The sequence below is a fragment of the Streptomyces sp. NPDC043908 genome (assembly GCF_056435525.1).
In genome coordinates, this window is the sequence record NZ_JBWKEI010000024.1 from 1 (window position 1) to 16,288 (window position 16,288).

Annotated in this window: 17 protein-coding genes and 2 pseudogenes; 13 read left to right on the forward strand and 6 right to left on the reverse strand. The window is 67.6% G+C overall.

The window, feature by feature from the left end; genetic code table 11:
* Together AC069K_RS33770 and AC069K_RS33775 are read left to right on the forward strand one after the other, a co-directional pair.
* Positions 1–186: hypothetical protein (locus AC069K_RS33770; RefSeq protein ID WP_478622435.1), on the forward strand; the 186-nt coding region annotated here is incomplete at its 5' end.
* Between the two features lie 481 nt (positions 187–667).
* Positions 668–952: a hypothetical protein gene (locus tag AC069K_RS33775; RefSeq protein WP_365103714.1), complete on the forward strand. Its 285-nt coding sequence runs from the start codon at positions 668–670 to the stop codon at positions 950–952.
* 1,267 nt (positions 953–2,219) lie between these two features.
* Here the strand turns inward: AC069K_RS33775 and AC069K_RS33780 are convergent.
* Positions 2,220–2,396: a hypothetical protein gene (locus AC069K_RS33780; RefSeq protein ID WP_365103711.1), complete on the reverse strand. Its 177-nt coding sequence runs from the start codon at positions 2,394–2,396 to the stop codon at positions 2,220–2,222.
* Positions 2,397–2,731: 335 nt separating this feature from the next.
* On the opposite strand from AC069K_RS33780, the gene AC069K_RS33785 reads away from it, so the two are divergent.
* The 7 genes and pseudogenes from AC069K_RS33785 to AC069K_RS33815 all read left to right on the forward strand — a co-directional run bounded on the left by AC069K_RS33785 (position 2,732) and on the right by AC069K_RS33815 (position 8,469).
* Positions 2,732–3,037 carry a helix-turn-helix transcriptional regulator gene (locus tag AC069K_RS33785; protein ID WP_478622437.1) on the forward strand — a complete coding sequence of 102 codons (306 nt, stop codon included), beginning with the start codon at positions 2,732–2,734 and terminating at the stop codon, positions 3,035–3,037.
* Between the two features lie 6 nt (positions 3,038–3,043).
* A complete protein-coding gene (locus AC069K_RS33790) occupies positions 3,044–3,166 on the forward strand; it encodes a DUF6207 family protein (protein WP_365103706.1) in 123 nt (40 codons plus the stop codon).
* Between the two features lie 81 nt (positions 3,167–3,247).
* On the forward strand, positions 3,248–3,721 hold the full coding sequence (locus tag AC069K_RS33795; RefSeq protein WP_365103731.1) for a hypothetical protein: 474 nt from the start codon (positions 3,248–3,250) through the stop codon (positions 3,719–3,721).
* Between the two features lie 110 nt (positions 3,722–3,831).
* Positions 3,832–4,385 (forward strand): annotated as a pseudogene (locus tag AC069K_RS33800) (helicase associated domain-containing protein); the annotation flags it as partial.
* Between the two features lie 225 nt (positions 4,386–4,610).
* Positions 4,611–5,960 carry a dsDNA nuclease domain-containing protein gene (locus tag AC069K_RS33805; RefSeq protein ID WP_478622439.1) on the forward strand — a complete coding sequence of 450 codons (1,350 nt, stop codon included), beginning with the start codon at positions 4,611–4,613 and terminating at the stop codon, positions 5,958–5,960.
* A complete protein-coding gene (locus AC069K_RS33810; RefSeq protein WP_478622441.1) occupies positions 5,957–6,529 on the forward strand; it encodes a hypothetical protein in 573 nt (190 codons plus the stop codon). Before AC069K_RS33805 ends, AC069K_RS33810 begins: the two co-directional genes overlap by 4 nt.
* Positions 6,529–8,469 (forward strand): ATP-binding protein, encoded by a 1,941-nt coding sequence (locus AC069K_RS33815; protein WP_478622443.1) that lies wholly within the window; start codon positions 6,529–6,531, stop codon positions 8,467–8,469. The genes AC069K_RS33810 and AC069K_RS33815 overlap by 1 nt, the downstream gene beginning before the upstream one ends.
* 7 nt (positions 8,470–8,476) lie before the next feature.
* On the opposite strand, the gene AC069K_RS33820 is transcribed toward AC069K_RS33815, so the two are convergent.
* The 5 genes and pseudogenes from AC069K_RS33820 to AC069K_RS33840 all read right to left on the reverse strand — a co-directional run bounded on the left by AC069K_RS33820 (position 8,477) and on the right by AC069K_RS33840 (position 12,316).
* Positions 8,477–8,845, reverse strand: a complete 369-nt coding sequence (locus AC069K_RS33820) for a hypothetical protein (protein WP_478622445.1) — start codon at positions 8,843–8,845, stop codon at positions 8,477–8,479.
* The gene (locus AC069K_RS33825) at positions 8,802–9,671 is read right to left on the reverse strand and encodes a protein kinase domain-containing protein (RefSeq protein ID WP_478622447.1); all 870 of its coding nucleotides are present in this window, start codon (positions 9,669–9,671) and stop codon (positions 8,802–8,804) included. Before AC069K_RS33825 ends, AC069K_RS33820 begins: the two co-directional genes overlap by 44 nt.
* A gap of 10 nt (positions 9,672–9,681) precedes the next feature.
* Positions 9,682–10,671 carry a dsDNA nuclease domain-containing protein gene (locus AC069K_RS33830; protein ID WP_478622449.1) on the reverse strand — a complete coding sequence of 330 codons (990 nt, stop codon included), beginning with the start codon at positions 10,669–10,671 and terminating at the stop codon, positions 9,682–9,684.
* 561 nt (positions 10,672–11,232) lie between these two features.
* A pseudogene (locus tag AC069K_RS33835) lies at positions 11,233–11,470 on the reverse strand (hypothetical protein).
* 321 nt (positions 11,471–11,791) lie between these two features.
* Entirely contained in the window at positions 11,792–12,316 is a 525-nt protein-coding gene (locus AC069K_RS33840; protein ID WP_478622451.1) for an ATP-dependent DNA ligase, read from the reverse strand.
* A gap of 228 nt (positions 12,317–12,544) precedes the next feature.
* On the opposite strand from AC069K_RS33840, the gene AC069K_RS33845 reads away from it, so the two are divergent.
* From AC069K_RS33845 to AC069K_RS33860, 4 genes are all read left to right on the forward strand, one after another.
* On the forward strand, positions 12,545–12,757 hold the full coding sequence (locus AC069K_RS33845) for a DUF6207 family protein (RefSeq protein WP_365103672.1): 213 nt from the start codon (positions 12,545–12,547) through the stop codon (positions 12,755–12,757).
* Between the two features lie 597 nt (positions 12,758–13,354).
* The gene (locus AC069K_RS33850) at positions 13,355–13,744 is read left to right on the forward strand and encodes a hypothetical protein (protein ID WP_365103669.1); all 390 of its coding nucleotides are present in this window, start codon (positions 13,355–13,357) and stop codon (positions 13,742–13,744) included.
* A 305-nt stretch (positions 13,745–14,049) separates the two neighbouring features.
* A complete protein-coding gene (locus AC069K_RS33855; protein WP_478622453.1) occupies positions 14,050–15,111 on the forward strand; it encodes a competence protein CoiA family protein in 1,062 nt (353 codons plus the stop codon).
* A partial coding sequence (locus tag AC069K_RS33860; RefSeq protein WP_478622455.1) for a hypothetical protein occupies positions 15,108–16,288 on the forward strand: 1,181 nt, incomplete at its 3' end. The genes AC069K_RS33855 and AC069K_RS33860, both read left to right, overlap by 4 nt.

The window sequence follows — 16,288 nt, forward strand, 5'->3', positions numbered from 1 at the left end:
GCGCGCGCGGTCTGCTCCGCAGACACGACGCGCCGCCGCTACGCGGCGGAGGATTTGCCGCGCTCCGCGCGGCTGAATTACGGCTTCGCCGTAATTCTGGGGCCAACTCCGTTGGCCCCAGGCTCGAATCGCTTCGCGATTCGGCCGGAATTGAATTCGCTCCGCGAATTCAATCAATCTGGCTAGGGGTTGGGGGTCGGCCGGTTTTTCGGATTCTATATTCTGAGGACCCGTCAATTCCCGGACCGGCATACCGGATTCACCTTCCCTTCCCGTCCCGTCCCCTATTGAATTGAAACCCCACCGTGGCACACACCCGGCAACCCCCGCAACCCCGGACCACGGCGAGCACAGACCATCCCAAACTGCTCACTTGAGCACCGGTCGCTGTCACGCTTCACCCATTAGGTCTATGGGGGCTACGTCCGCCTGTCGGCCAACAGCCGCGCGTTGGGCAGGGCTTGCGCCGCTTGCGGCCCGGTCCGGCACCGTGCTGCCACTACCAGGTCGCAGCGGCTCCTTCAAGGGTTCGCGAATCCTTGCCAGCCCCCTGGTGAGGCGGCTGTGACCAGCATGTTTACCGATTTTCGCGAACTCTTGAATGCCCTCTGTCCAGCACCGAATCTTGGCCCCGTTCCACCCGATCACCCTATGGAGAGGACCCGTCATGACCACCTGCCCCACACCGGACCCGACCCCGTCGACCGCCCCGGTTCAGCCCCCGACCACCCCGGCCCCGGCCCCGGCCCCGGCGCCGGCCCCCGCAGATGCCTCGCTGCGCCGCCAGATCCAGGCCCTGGTGGCCGGAGTCCTCGCCCTGGCCGCCGCGTTCACCTTCTACATTCTGCTCGAACACCCCGCAGCCGTCCCCGCCCTCCAGGCCGTCGGCGCACTGGCCACCACCACAGGCGCCATCTACACGTTCACCAAGCTCGTCAACCCCCGCCCATGACCCGTCGACTGTCGCGTTGGACTCCGCCACGGGGATCAGCCGGGCGCGCCGCAGGTCGCGGGAGACCTGGCGTGCCGACAGCCCAACCCCCGCAACAGCCCCCAGGCGCCCGCCGGAAGCCCGGCCGGGGCTCCGCCAGGAGTTGGCTCCCGGCGGGTGTGTGGAGGCCGCCTGGGGCCTGTTCACGGCCTCCAGGCGGTTGCCGGGGCAGCCCTGCCCCGGCCGCGCGCGGCCTCGCCGACGCGCGCGAGGGGGATCCGGCCGCCCGATCCCCCGAGGCGCTCCCCGCGCCCGCCGCTCCTTCCCTGCCCTTCTTCTTCCTGGCGTTGCGGTCGTGGGGTGCTCTGAGGGGGATGTCAGACCCCCGACCACGAGCAAAAGGGGGCGGTGACCTGCGAAGGCAAGTCGTGTCCCGGATGGCTCGCGCAAGAGATGTCGCAGGAGATAGCGCAGGAGATCCCGCAAGAGTTAACGCAGGAGATGTCGCAACCTGGGGTCTGGTTGACCTCCCGGCCCCCTGTCGCGTGAGCGCCCGCCGGAGGGCGGGCGCAGCGTGGCGCTCCCGGCGCCACGCAACGGGGAGACGACCCCGCGTCCGATCCCCTCGTCCGTCCGCGCGCCTGCCGCACCCCCACCCCTTCCCTTTTCTGTTCTAGGGGGCGAGGCAAGTGGTCGTAGAGGGGATGTCCGGGGTCCCACCACGCTAAAAACGCCCGGTGAACTGAGGCTTTGCCAGGGGCGCCGCAAGGCCGGAGCAACACCTAACGCAACACCTGCCGCAACATCCAGCGCAACGACTGACGCAACAGAACCGGCGCCTGCCGGACGGGGCCGCACAAGGGCGCTGGAGGCTGGGCTCTCTCCCCCCTTGGCCCACGGCCTCGGGCGGTCGCTCACGGCCGTCTGTGCCCGCACAGGGGTGTTCCTGCGGTGCCCTGCCCTGCGGCCTCGCCCGGGCCTGTTGCGGACTGCTGCGGACTGCCGCCCACCGCAGCCCTGTTCCAGCCCGCCTCTGCTCCGACTACCGCGGAGAAGAGGTGTCGGCGTACGCAACCGGCTTGCCCACAGGGCCTGACCAGGCAGAACACCCACGATCAGGAAAAGGGGGGTTCACACCTTCGGCAGTACCCCCGGAGCACCCCTGGGCGCACCTGTGCAGGCAACGGTGCAGACAACCGTGGGTACAACGTTCGGCAGCGACCGAGAGCGACTGGCAGGGGCTGGGCAAGCCTGCCGGTCTTTCAGGCTTGCCCAGCCGCGCGGCGGTTCACATCGCCATCGCCTTGGCGATGGCGGCCACCACGCCGGTCAGGGCGACGGCGGTGGAGACAGCGACCGTGACTGGCTGCACCAGGAACGGGCGCCGGTGAACGGCGTAGCCGATGCCCAGGGCGGCCGCGAGGGCCACGACGTACGACACGGCGAGCAGAGCGGTAACAGACACGGGGTCCCCAGAGGGTCGGGGCACGCGAAAGAGACGCATGCCGGTGTGTGGATGCAGAAGAGAGAGGGGGTGCCCGGCACTTCATTACGCGCAGAGCGCCGGACAGGAACGCGGCACAGGGTGGTTCAGGCGGGGGCAAGCCCCGCAACCCCGCTACCGAGCGCCCTGATAGAGGCACCCGGGGGCAATGCCTGGCCCCTCCATAAGTCCCTCCACCACCCCGACCACGGTTCTGCCGCATCCCTCCAGAACCCCATCCACGGCAGGTCAGCGCCGTGGTCCGTGCATGCGGGTCGGGGCTGTGCCCGGTGGTGGGGGCGGGGGAGGATACGGGGATGAGCACCACTCGCCCGATGCTGACCCAACGGGAGGCCGCCACCGCGTGCGGCGTCAGCCGCACCACCATCCGCCGACGACGAGAAGACGGCGACCTGCCCGGCGCGGTCCAGGACCCGCACCGCGGACGGCTGATCCTGGCCGAGGACCTGCTCTCCGCCGGGTTCCGGCTCCATGCACCCGCCAGCCCCGACCCTGACACGGGTACGGCCGCGGGCGGGGTCGTCGGGCACGGCGGCCGGGACATCTCGGAGCCGGGCCTGGCCGTCCTGGACGTTGCTGCCACCGACGAAGAAACCCACTGAGCAGTGATGGAACAGCTCCAGCAGCAGTGGGCGACCTCCGGCATCAGCCAGACGTGGCGCGTCCCTGGCGAGTCCGGCGTCCGCGCCCGCGTCTTTGGCGCCGTACGGCGCCGCCCCGGCACCGACTAGGGCGGGTGTCGGAAGTGCTCTAGGTTGGCTGATGTGAGTGGGCGGGGGCGGAGTTACCGATATGTCGGACCGGTGGCGCTGATGGCTGCGGTCCGGCCTGGCAGCGGCGGGTGCCGGATCAGCTCGGCAGCAGAATTCGACACCTGGATCGCTGGGCGATCGGCGGCGGAGCTGGCCGAGCCGTTCACTTTCGTGGTCGGCACGGACGGTGTGCTCCGGCTGGCGCCACGCCGGAGCGAGCATGTGGCCTGTGCCGGCGGAGAGATGATTCTGAGTGCCGGCGAGATCGGTTTTGTGCGCGAGGGGGACCGGTGGGCCGTGAGCGGGATCAGCAACCAGTCCACGGGCTACTGCCCCGACATCGGTTCCTGGTCGGAAGTCGCTCATGCTCTGGACGCCGTAGGGCTCGAACGCCCCTCCGGCTTCACCCACGAAGTGGTGTTCCGGCGATGTCCTGGCTGCCAGGAACACAACATCGTGCGCGAGGACGACTTCGTCTGCGTCTTCTGCGGCACCGATCTGCCGCAGACGTGGAACGTGGATCCCACCGTGTGATGGCCGAGGTTCACAGCACAGGCGCGTCGACTACGGCAACCCGAACTACGAGCTGCGCTTCGACAACGCTGGCTGCGGGGCCTACTACGACCGCACCGTCCAGGCGCTGGAACGGCCTGGGAAAGGACCCGGGGCGGGCCGCTGTGCGCGCGGCGCATCTGACGGAGATCGACCCGGCCTGGGACTGCCCATGGCCGCTGGACTGGCAACGCCACTACCGAGTGCTCGCGACCTCGTTGACGCCGACGGCCAGCTGCCCGACATCGCACCCGGCGTGCTGATGGACGGCGACGACATCGGCAAGTGGCCCCGAGCAGCAGAAGCAGCCAGTCATCTGGGCGCGGCTCCTGCCCGAGCAGCAGGACCGGCTGACCGTGCTGGGCGTCAAGCCGCTTGAGGCGCCGTCTCCCGCCCCGGCCGCCAAGGGCACGACGAAAGGCCAGAGCAAGGCGCAGCAGGCGTTCCAGCGGGGCCTGGCGGCCCTCGCGCAGGGGGTGGAACGGGAAGGCGCCCCCCGGCCTGTCCCCCGGAAGGCGGTGGAGACCTTGCCCGACGGGACCGAAACCAAGCTCGGCATCTGGTACAGCAACACCAAGGCCAGGCGGGACAAGCTCACCGAAGAACAGTGGTCGCGCTCCGGAAGTTGGGCGTCGAATGGGCGTAACAGTTGCAGACCCGGGCGCTGCTAGCCGACTTCGGGGCTGCGCCTCATAGCGGTGAGGGTTGTCAGAGACGATCCCAAGCCACGGCCAGGCCCTCCCTCGGATTGGGCCGACCAATCCTTTGTGATTGTTCGGTTACGCACAGCATAAAGCTGTGGTAGACCTGTGGATCTTCGGATCGTCCGGCCGGAGCATGACTGACTCAGAGGTCGGTAGTGGGGGTGGGCGTGGTCGATGTGTTGGCGGACTCGGTGGGTGATCCCGAGCCCTTCGTTCACCCGATTTTTCAGCTTCGCCCTGGCGAGGACAGTGGATCCGAGACCCTCGGCTTGTATCGGTATCAGGCCGAGGTGGCAGCTCAGGCTTGTCTGGCCATGCTCACCCAGGATGTCATCGACTACGTCGTATGCGAGTGGCATGAGGACTTCGTCATCGCGTTCACGAACGGCGAGGTGGAGCTGGTGTCGGTCAAGCACAGCAGCCGCACGCAGTGGACACTCGCGGATCTCTGCAAGGACGGCGGGATAGCCCATCTGTTTGACCGGTGGTCTGCCTGCGGGCGCGCGAGCAACGTGCGGCTTCGCCTGACTACGAATGCGCCCCTCAGTCCCGCGAAAGACAACGCTTCCACGCTTGCCCGTATGTGCGGTCCAGACCCGGAGCTCGCGGTCGGTAGGGGCGCCATGGCCAAGAGCCTGTCGCAGCACCTGCTGAAGGTTCGCTGGAAGCAGCCCTACGACAGCATCCCTGAAGTGCTGCCGGAACTGCGCAAGGTCGGTGACATCGCTGCCCCGCAGGAGTTCATCGAGCAGGTGGCCGCCTTCATGGCAGTGCTGGAGATCGACTACAAAGACGTGCCGTCCCATCGGCACATCACAGACATCAACATTCGGCGACTGCTTGAGCCAGCCATCGAAAGCCTGCAGCTCGATCACGTCGACGTGAACGCCAGCTACAGACGGATCGTCGAACGGGTGGAGCAGGCCAACCGAAGCGAGGGCGAGCAGGGGCAGCTGGCCGCCTACGTCGCCGACTCAAGTCGAGTGCGTTACGACACCCAGATTCTGCGACGTGTCGCGAGCCGTACGCTCTACCGCCAAACGATCTTGGACGAGTTCGTCTATCGCCAAGCGACTGTGCCGACGTACACCCGCGGCCAGGCACCCACAATCGCCCCTGGAGGGACAGCACTGCGTAAGAAGCTGGCGCAGGGCCAGGTGCCTTCTGACGAGGCCGCCTACGCCGAGGAGCTCCGCTCGGCCTGGTACGTAACTTGGTCACAGCGCCGTTCCGGGCTGGCAGGGGACGCCATGGACCTGGAGAACCTGCGCTTGGAGGTCGTGGACACCGTCTTCGACTGTCGGGCGCACGCGCAGAGCGAGGTCATTGACGGGGCTGCCTACGGGCAGCGGATGAATCAGCTCATCAGGCAGCGCCTCACCCCTGATGTCATCGACACGACCTTGCCTTTTAAGATCAACAAGCTTCACCTTCGGGGTCTGGCCTATCAGCTCTGCGACGAGTGCCACTTCTACTTCTCCGCTCCCTTCGACGTCTCAACTGGGGAAGCGTCGTGACGAACGGTGCCGAGCGCCTGGCCGCGGCTGCAGAGATCCGGCGTCAGGCCCGGGGTGATGAGCGGAGGGAAGCGCGCTACCACGAGGCCCGAGTTCTTCTGCTGATCGAGCGGTTCACCACGGCGAAGAGGTCTCTGGACGGCCTGACGAAGCTGGCCAAGCTGGACTTCCTCCTGCGCTACCCGACGATGCTGGAGCGTCTGCTCATTGAGCAGGGAGGAAGCTGGCCTGCGGGGGCAGAGCCCACGTCCTCAGAGCGGCTGGCTGTGGAAAGCCGTATGACCCGGTACAAGTACGGGCCCTGGGACCAGCGGTACTACAGCGTCCTCGGCTCCCTGGCCAGCCGCGGGCTCATCACCTACAGCGGGTCAGCACGCGCGGAATTCCGTGTCACCGCGGACGGAGCGATGGCCGCGTCGATGCTGGCGCAGACCGACGAGTGGGCGGTAGTGGCTCAGCGCATCGCCCTGCTGAAGAAGCACTTCGACAAGTCGGGATCGGCTTTGAAGACCCTCATCTATGATCGCCTGCCCGACGCGGTGGACAGGCCCTTGCGGACGGAAATCTGATGGCCACCCACCTCCGATTTCTCGCTCTGACCGTCACCACCGCCACTGCGGAGACGACGTACCGCTTCGATCAGCCGGCCACCGTCATCAGCGGTCCCAGTGGTGCGGGCAAGTCCAGCCTTCTCATGCTGCTCAAACACGCGGTCGGGGGCACCGCTGTCCTGACGCCCGCAGTACGCGATCACGTCCATTCGGTACTGGCCTCCGTCGTGGTCGGCGAGCAGCACATGATCCTCAAGCGGACGATCAGCGGCGATCGCTCCGACCGTGTCGATGTCCTCGATCCCGAGACGATGGCGCTCCAGCACACTCTCGGCACCCGGGCCGAGGAGGGGCAGGTGAGCCTCTCGGACGTTCTCCTGAACGCTCTGGGCTTTCCGCGCGAGAAGATCCCCACCACTCGCAACGGCAAGGCCACGACCCTCAACCTCACCTTCACCAACCTCTTCCGCTACGTCTACCTGGAAGCCAGCGAACTGGATTTCCAGGTAGTCGGACACCGCGACAACAACTTCAAGAAGCAGCGCAAGACGCTCTTCGAGCTCATGCTCGGTCTCACGACCTCGGCCGTCATGGAACTGGAGAGGCAGGTGAACCAGCTCACCACGGACCTGCGGAAGAAGGAAGCCGAGGAGGAGAACGTCGGCGCCTTCCTGCGGGCCACGGATCCCCGGACCGATGACGAATTGCGCACCGAGCTGGCCGGCCTGCGCGACATGCTGCACAACGCCGAGAACACACTGCGCATACTGCGGACCGAGGTCTCCGAGACCAGTGCCGCGGACGCCGTCCTACGCGGGGATCTGCGAGCGGCCGTCCAGGCGGCGACGGCTGCCACACAGGAGATGCTCGCCGCCCGGGAACTGGTCGAGGCTCGTGAGTCCGTCGTCGCCCAGGTCGAACTCGACCTGCGGCGCCTAGAACGCTCCGCAACCGCGATCGACCAGCTCTCTCCCTTCAACTTCGTGGTCTGCCCGCGCTGCGCGCAACGCCTCGAAGCCCGGACTGTCCCGGAAGATCACTGCGTCGTCTGCCTCCAAACCGATCCCGTCGATGACGATGCAGACCCGGCAGCCGTCCGGGAGGCGCGCAGCGCGCTGGAGCAGCAGCTGCAGGACGCGCGCGAGCTGATGCAAGCGGACACCGAGGTCCTGCGCAGAGCCCGTGACCAATCCTCTGAGGCAGAGTTCCTCGCCACCAACCTGCGCCGACAGCTCGATGCCCAGACACGCGACGTCGTCGCCCCGCGGTTCGACGCCATCGCGGACTCCAGCGCTCGCGTAGCCGCCCTTAACGCGGCGATCGACGCCATCCTTCACCTGCGCGATTCGTGGGCGCGCGTACGGTCCATCGCTCAAGCCGCCAAGGACATCACCGCACGGCGCAAAGCCGCCAATGCCGAGCTCAAGACACGCAAGGCGGAAAGCGATGCCAGACGAACCCTCATCAGTGACCTGAGCCGTCTTTTCACCACGACCCTCGTAGAGCTGAACGTGCCCTGGGAGCAGTCGGCCGTCATCGACCCGGCAACCTACCTGCCGGTGGTCGACAACACACCCTTCGAAAAGCTCCAGGCTTCAGGCGGCAGTATCCAGGCTGGCGTCAACATCGCTTACCACCTCGCGCTCCTGGAGTGCGGCCTCACCCACCCCGATGTCCTCGTGCCGTCGATCCTCATCATCGACACGCCCCGCAAAGCGCTCGGCAGCAACCCCGACGACCAGGAACGAGGCCGGCGCATCTACCGCCGCTTCAAAGCCCTTACCGACGCATACGGCTCACGCCTCCAGCTCATCATCGCCGACAACGACACCGCTCCCTTGCCGGACGACGCCTTCAGCACCATCAAACTCGACTACTACACCCGCCCCATGGTCCCCGGCGTCGCCCACCCCGGCCCCGGCCACACCGCACGCACCGAAGACGAATACCAGGCGTAGCCGCCTTTTACATTGAGCCGGCGGTTCCGGCCGAACCCGACGAAGGTGGTGAGACTGCCGAGCGGATCCGGTGATCGACTCGGAGTTCGTTCGCCAGGGAGGAGAAGTGGCGTGCGCAATCGGGATGATCACGCAGTGCTCCTGCGACCGATCCGGCAACGTCCCCTGTCAGGGTGCGCAGCCAGGGCCTGATCTTGTCCTGCGGCGTCCACTGGTCCCACAACGCGTCCCAGGCGAACGCGCCGTTGCAGCTTTCCTCCAGCAGGTCCAACTGGGCTGCATCGGCGGCGTAGTGTGCGACGGTGAACAGCCACAGGATGACGGCGTCGACTTCACCTCGCTCCGTTGACCGGTGCGTGCCCAGGAGCTCGGGCATTGCCCGGACGACCTCGAGTGCTCGACGAGTCCGCCATCAACGCCGGTATGAGCGCCTCGGGGTCGATGTTCAGGAGTACGTCGCAGTACAGGGCAGCGTCGTCGGGATGAGCAGCGGCCAGGGCCACCAATTCCTCTGCCGCATTCGCTGCTCCAGCCTTCAGAGAATCACGCAGTGTTTCGGCCTGTACTACGGGCGGCACAGGAGGTGTGTCGATCTCCTGGGCCATGAGGTCGAGGAACGCTTGCACCGTTGCCGGCCGTCTCCTGGGGTCCGTGCGCGTCGCCTCCCGGACGACCGCACGCCACGGCCCGTAATCCGGTATGAGAGGAATATTCTGCTGCGGGATCCTGCCTGTCACCGCCCACCCGATCAGCTGCCCCAGGCTGTAGACGTCAGCCGGCGGACCGGCGCTGTGGGCGTCGATGCTCAGCTCGGGGGCGGCGAAGCCCTCCGAGCCCATGCTCACTCCGACCCTGGTGCGCTGCGGGTGAGTGGTCTGGCCAGGAGGACGGCGCGCAATGCCCCAGTCGGCCAGAACCCATCGACCGTCAAGCCGAAGTACATTGGACGGCTTGATGTCCCGGTGCACCCACCCGTGAGGGGAGCCTGGAGCCTGGATGCCATGTGCAGCGGCCAATACCGAGCACAGGCTCTCCACCAGACCCCGCAGTACGGCCGGATCTCTGAGGTCATCGAGGCATTCCGTCGCAACAGCCTGTGCCTTGGGCATGACGAACCACTTGCCGTCGGCATCGGCGTCCCAGACCGGCATCGCGTGCGGGTGATCGCTCAGGATGCGGCCAACCTCAATCTCACGAGCCATCCGGGCCCTCTTAGCAAGGTGCGGGTGCTGGCCGCGCAGTTTTCTTGAGGACGACGGGTATATCGGTCAGCTTGTGGGTCGCGTAGAAGACGTCAGCCATGCCGTCCTCTTGACGGTGGAAGGGGAACTTCTCGCAGTCGTAGTCCTTGCGCAGGCCACGTGCCTCGTACGGCGCCGCGCCACAGTGGGCTTTGCGGGCCTCCGGTGTCTCAACTCCGTCGATGCGCTGCGAGACATCGGTCAGCAACCCGTGGCCAGGGCCCAGCAAGCGCTGTTGAAGGTCGGCAACAGTACTGGGCCCGATGTACTTCCCCTGCAGGCTGGTGGGCAGGCCCAGCACCGCTACCTGCTCAGCCCGCCCAGGACCCAGACCCTGCATTGCCTCCCGGGTACGGCGCACGAGTTCGGTGTACAGACCGATAATCTCCGCCCCAGTCAAAGACGGACCCAGCTCGTGGAGAAATGCGATGTTACGCAACTCGATGTCGTCGTGCCTGGGCAGTTCCAGGATACTGATCAGGCCAAGGAAGGCAGAGACCTCGTCTACATCAGCCTTCAGGCGGTCTGTCACTCGCTGCAAGCACCGCGCGTCATCGGCCCCTTCCCCGTGTGCGAGAGCAGTAAGGGAAGCGTCGGCGGGATCGAGGTGGCCCTCCAAACCAGCCGTGAGCCCGTAAGAGAGCCCCTGCTCCTTTACCGCTCCGTACGTACGCCATAGGCTCTTCAACGGGCCCCTGGCGAGAACGTCCGTGAGCGCCCAAGGCGTGGTAGCGGCCCGCGTCCTGATCTGCTGAAAATCCCAGAAGGGACGGCCATCAACCTGTCCCTCGTTACTGCGGACAACGATGATGTCCGCAACGTGCTCGCAGATCACGTGTACCGGCTCGTCCGCGAGTATCTCCAGGATGGCATGCGCAGCCACATGAACCTGGTACTCGTACGCCCGAAGCGTGGCCGAACCCGAATCGTCCGGCGCGACGGTCCAAATCGGATCAGCCATGCGCCCCCGCCCATTCTCCCAAGCACGCAGCGTAAGCGGCGCAGCACCGGTCAGTCGATCACTTCAACGGAACTCGTGACGCCAGGAGTACCAGATGGGGCCATCTAGCCTTGGTGACCGGCTGACCGGCCGAGGAACGCCGTCAGCGGCAGCGTGGTCGGGGTCCCCTGCCCGCCCCGCACGTCTTCACCGCGCCCGGCCCGGCGTCTCCCCCCGCAAACCTCCCTCGCCTGACGTCACCGCCGCACTGACGCGACACGAGCGCGGCGGCCCCGGCCGACGCGCAACCGGCTGAGCGCGCCCCGATCCCCGGCCGCGGCCGCGCCGCCCATCCCGCCCGTCCCTTACTCCTTCACACCAGCCAAGGGACATGGGCAGAGCGACCGCAACGGGGATGTCAGCGGGCCGACCACGGCAAAACCGCCTGGTGACCTGCACGGACACGGGGACGGCCCTGCGGGCCGCGCAACATCTAGCGCAACCCTTGGCGCAACATCCAGCGCAACAGATAGGCGCAACCCTTGGCGCAACCTCGTGCTCCTGGTCGACCGGGGCGACCGGTCACGCGGCCCGGACGGTTCCGTGGGCGCGGGCAAAGTGGCGCAGCTCGGAGCGTGCCGCCGGCACCGAGGGGACGGTCTCCCAGTAGGGGGTGCCACCACAGCCGTACGGACAGGCGCAGCAGGCGGCGGCGCAGGGCGGTGGTGTCGCGGGGGCGGGGTGCGGCGAGCGCTTCATAGGTGGTGATCCAGGCTGCTTGTGTCTGCACCAGGTCGTCCGGGAAGTCGGTCACGTCCATACCGGCATCAGATCGCTTGTTCGAATTGCGTGTCACTTCGGACACGCCCCGTCCGGCGCCTTGGTCGGAGGTCGCACCCGGCGTGGTCGGCCTCATGGTCGGGGCGACCACGCGGGCTCAGCGGCGGCCCGCACCCTGCTGAACATCGACGCCGCCGCCTGCTCCCACCACGACGGCGACACCGAGCAGGCGTGCCGCCGTGCGGTCGACGCCCTAACAGCGCTGCCCGCGGACTACCACGCCGGCCTGGTCCGCCGCCGCGCCCTGGACCTGTACGAGGCGATCCCCTCACAGCACCACCACGAACGCGTCGTCCGGGAACTACGCGACGTCCTGCGCCGTCGCCAGGTCGGTCGTCTCCGGGCAGAGCGTCCACGGGGCGCTCAGCCGGTGGTCGGTGAACAGTTGCTCCAGGTGCGCGCGCCGCTCGCCGTACGGGACGTGCAGCAGCTCCTTGCCGTCGATCTGGAGGATGTCGAAGGCGATGAAGTGCGCCGGTGCCTCTGCCGCGAGGCGGGCGGCGGTCCGGCCGCCGGAGACCGCGCGCCGCTGGAGCGCCTCGAACGACATCTGGCCCTCGGCCCACACGACCAGCTCGCCGTCCAGGACCAAGCCGGCCGGGAGTTGCTCCGCAGCGCGGACGAGGTCGGGGAAGTTCCGCTGGATCAGGCTGCCGCGCCGCGTCTGCAGCGACACCGGCCCGCCCGGCCGGGACGGCGTGAACAGCAGGGCCCGGTAGCCGTCGAACTTCGCCTCGAAGACAAGCCCGCCCGGCAGTGCCTTCGGACCGGGCAGGGTCTCGCGGGCCTGGGCGAGCATCGGCTCCACCGGCGGACCAAGCACCATGACCTCGTTCGTAAGTAGGGAGCCGTACCGCTCGGGGGCGGGCACGGCTCCCCGGCCACGGGGACGCGACCAGTGCAGCCCGACAGCGGCCCTGGCTGCCCCTTCATGTGTACGGGCCCGCGGCCATCCATGCGACCGGGTAAGGCACGGGCGTGCGTAGGTTCCTTCGTATGGGTGCATAGCCCTGCACCACACACCCGCACACCAGGCACCGACGTCCCTTAGGCCGTGGAGATCGAGGCGCAGCACATCAACGAGCCCGGCCTGGCCGTCCTGGACATCGCAGCAGCCGACGAAGAAACCGCCCGCGCCGTGATGGCCGGACTCCAGCAGCGGTGGGCGACCTCCGGCATCACCCGCATCTGGCACGTACCCGGCGAGGCGGGAGTGCGGGGACGTGTGTACGCCGACGTACGACGCTGTCCCGGCACCGTCGACTAGCAGCGCCACAGCACAGGCATCCGTCTGTGACCAGCGCCTTCGGCCGACCGGTCGGGGCCTCGTGCGTCCTGGAGGAGTGCACCGTGACTACATACGAGACCCCACCGCGCTCCACCCACGACTCCGCCGCCTCTCCCCCACCCGGCGCCGCGCGCTCTGCCGCGTCGTCAAGCAGTCTTCCAGCGAGAAGCTGGACGAGCGCCTGGCCCGGGCCGGCGAGAATGCGAAGGCGGGCGGCGATTAACTCTTCTCCTCCACGTAGCCGCTGAGGCTCGAAAGCGAACGCCGCGAGGACCCCGCGGGTGTGCCCCGGAGCGCACCTGAGCCGAGCTCAGCGACGCCCGGGACCGGGATCGTTTTGAAAATTCTTCGCTCTCAGCTGTCACAAATCCGCGCCACCGCCCCATTAGACAGATGAAGGCGCTATTAGGCGGGGCGCGGGTACCTGCCTGAACCAACAAGGTCGGATCAGCACCAAGCAGCGCTCCGTGGCGCTTACCAGATTGGGTGCGCCTCCTGCGTGCCAGCCAGCGCTCTCGCCTGTCGGCAACTGACCACTGTTACAGCGAAGCCAGAGCCACATCAACCATCCCGACCGTGCTCCAAGAACGCTCACCCACCGAAGACCACCACCTGCACCAGCCCCCGGCAGTCGCCGGGGGCTTCGTCGTGCTGCCCCGGAAGGAGACCACTGTGCCGACCTACGAGACGCTCCCTCGATTCGCCGCCGATCTCCAGCACCTCACCCCCGCCCAGCGCCGGCGCTTCCGCCGGGCCGTCACTGTCTTTGTCGACGACCTCCGCACCCGTCAGCACTTCCGGGCCAGCCTCCGCATCAAGCGCGTTCATGGCGCCCCCGGTGTCTTCGAGCTCACCTGGGACGGCAACGGCCGTGCCACATGGTCCTACGGCCCGGAGATACGTCCCGGCAAGCAGCACATCATCTGGCGGCGCATAGGTTCCCACGCCATCCTCGCCGGTCCCTGACCTCACGAGGAGAGAGCGGAGTTCCACGGCTCGCCGTACCTGTAGCGCAGCGGAGGCTCTTTCGATCATGCCGGCTTGATTCAGAGATTTGGAAATCAAGCTCGGTGGAGAGGCTGACTGTCAGTGGGCAGTGAAGGGGCGGGATGGGGTACACGGCGTTACATCCATTGTGGGGACGGCTGGATGCTTCGGTGAATGACTTGGGCTGTGGTCAGTCCTGGGAGGGGATTCACCGGGTCCGGCAGGTCGTGCTGACGTGTCCGGAGTGCGGGGGCCGGGTGTTCGCCCGCGTCTCCCTATACGGCTTGCGGCACTTCTATCACCAGGTACGGCCGCAGGACTGCATGCTGGCCAACGAGTCCCCCGAGCACCATCTCCTCAAGCTCGAACTGGCCCTGGCGGCCCGGGCGTCCGGGTGGCATGCGGAACTGGAGGTCAGCAGCCAGAGCGGGGACTGGCGCGCCGACGTGCTCGTCTACGACGTCCAGGGCCGCCCGTTCATGGCGCTGGAGGCGCAGTTGTCACCTCAGACTCCGGATGAGGCGCGGATTCGTACGGACCGCTATGCGCGCGACGGGGTCGGGGTGTGCTGGTTCGCGCTGACCGGGCAGCCCTGGCAGCGCAGCGTGCCGTCGCTGCTGGTGCGCTCCCCTACCGAGCGGGGTGAGCCCTGGGTGGTGTGGCAGGGCATGCGGCGCTACGACTGGGCGCCGCGCACACTGCGCGGCAAGGCGAAGTGGAGCCACATCACCCGCCCCCTCGGCGAGGTGACGGGGTGGATCCTCGGCGGGCAGGCACTGCCCTACACCTCGGCCAACGGGTCCGTGTCCTGGACCGCGCCCGCCTACATCGCGCTGGCCCTGGAGCGTGCCCGGTTGGAAGCGGAGGCGGAGCACGTGCAGCACGTGCGGGCGGAAGAAAAGCTGCGGCAAGCAAGAGAGGAGCGCCGCCGGCAGGCCCTGGCACGAGCGGCGGAACTCGAGCAGGAACGGCAGGCCGAACTGGAGAGGCTCGCGGGCTTCTTCCGCCATGCCCGCATGGACGCCGCGCTGTGGGAGAAGTTCACGCAAATGGTGCGCTCCGTCTCGGGCAAGAACGTCTTCTACGGGGAGCAGAGCCCCCGTCACGGCAACGGCCTGCTCGTCTACACGCGGCCCCGGCCAGGGCAGCGACAGCGTCTGGCCGGGGTGGTGTGCCCCGACCCCCGAGCGCTCCGCGGATGGGACCCCGACCTGACCATCCTGGTCCCGACTCCGGCCTGGCTGTCTTGGATACAGGCCGGCGTCACAAGCCCGGTCAAGGTCACGGTCCTCAACCCGCTCACCGGGCGCACCACCTTCCACCGCGAGTCCCCTACCAGCACATGACGCTCGCCCCCTCCGCGGCGACATGCGGCTGCTCGCACGCCAATGCCCGCTTCTTCGCGGGCTTGGTGGTCTACCGCGTCTCGCGAAAGCGTCTTACCGTCGTAAACATGGCCAACGGGGTATTCCACACTGGCTACAACATAGAGATCAATCTGTCGCGCCCTGATCTGGGTCACCCGGACCGGCCCGGCCTGCTGGAAGAAATCAACCAGCCGATTTCCGAGCGGTCCCGGACCCTGCTGCAGTGCCTGACCGACCGTGCGGGCGGCCGCTGCCAGTGCACGCTCGCGGATAAGTCGCCCTGGATGTTCGTGCGCCGCCAGCGCCGTGAGGGCCAGGTCGTTCTGGTGGCCGCCCACCTTCCCCTGACCCATGTCGCCACTCCGGCCGAGACCGAGCGGCGCAAGGCGATGAATGAGCGCATCGCCCGCGCCGCAGCCGCTCACGGCCTGACCGTCTCCACGAACGTCCGCAGCGCGGACGGCCTCATGATCGGCCAGGTACTCGTGTCCGGCGCGGGGGCTCAGGTCGGCTGGACAGCGCAGTACTCCCCCATCAGCGAGTCCACGGTCTACCGACGCACCGCGCACGCACGGCAGAACACGGTCACAGCACTATGGGTCACCCCAGATGCGGCATCACCCGTCATCGACCGGGCCCCGTGGGCGCGCGTCGACGACGTGCCCTGGCAGCGCATCGCCTCACGACTGCCCATGCTCATCCGCGGCGGCGTCCGCCACCTCCAAATCTGGAAGTGCACACCACGCAGCGAACGCCCCTGTCCCAACACCGGTCAGGCGTGCGGGAGCTGGCACTGCGGCTGGTTCCTGCCTGCACTGTGCATCCCACAGGAACGCGCCACCTCCCTCGACGAGCTCATCGTCACCAGCGCCGACGGCGAACACCAGATCGTGCGCACCCGCGACCCCGCCAGCCAGCGCAGCATCTCCCACCTGTGGGCACTGGCCAGCGACGTCCAGCGCTGGCAGGAACTCACCGGGCTGCCTTCCGGGAACGAGGAGACGGATCCGCCCGTCGAGGAGGAGCCCCTCACATTCACCGGTGAAGACATCGACCGCTCCTGCCGCTACGGCGACGAACGCCCCCACAAAGATGCTGCCAGGCCCCGCAGGGACCGCAGCTCCGCCACCGGAATCCTCACCCTCGATACCGAACC

Excerpts from the sequence above, each read along its gene's own strand:
- AC069K_RS33775 (WP_365103714.1), top strand. The coding sequence starts at position 668 with ATGACCACCTGCCCCACACCGGACCCGACCCCGTCGACCGCCCCGGTT.
- AC069K_RS33785 (WP_478622437.1), top strand. The coding sequence starts at position 2,732 with ATGAGCACCACTCGCCCGATGCTGACCCAACGGGAGGCCGCCACCGCG.
- AC069K_RS33790 (WP_365103706.1), top strand. The coding sequence starts at position 3,044 with ATGGAACAGCTCCAGCAGCAGTGGGCGACCTCCGGCATCAGCCAGACG.
- AC069K_RS33795 (WP_365103731.1), top strand. The coding sequence starts at position 3,248 with ATGGCTGCGGTCCGGCCTGGCAGCGGCGGGTGCCGGATCAGCTCGGCA.
- AC069K_RS33815 (WP_478622443.1), top strand. The coding sequence starts at position 6,529 with ATGGCCACCCACCTCCGATTTCTCGCTCTGACCGTCACCACCGCCACT.
- AC069K_RS33820 (WP_478622445.1), bottom strand. The coding sequence starts at position 8,845 with ATGCCCGAGCTCCTGGGCACGCACCGGTCAACGGAGCGAGGTGAAGTC.
- AC069K_RS33825 (WP_478622447.1), bottom strand. The coding sequence starts at position 9,671 with ATGGCTCGTGAGATTGAGGTTGGCCGCATCCTGAGCGATCACCCGCAC.
- AC069K_RS33830 (WP_478622449.1), bottom strand. The coding sequence starts at position 10,671 with ATGGCTGATCCGATTTGGACCGTCGCGCCGGACGATTCGGGTTCGGCC.
- AC069K_RS33840 (WP_478622451.1), bottom strand. The coding sequence starts at position 12,316 with ATGGTGCTTGGTCCGCCGGTGGAGCCGATGCTCGCCCAGGCCCGCGAG.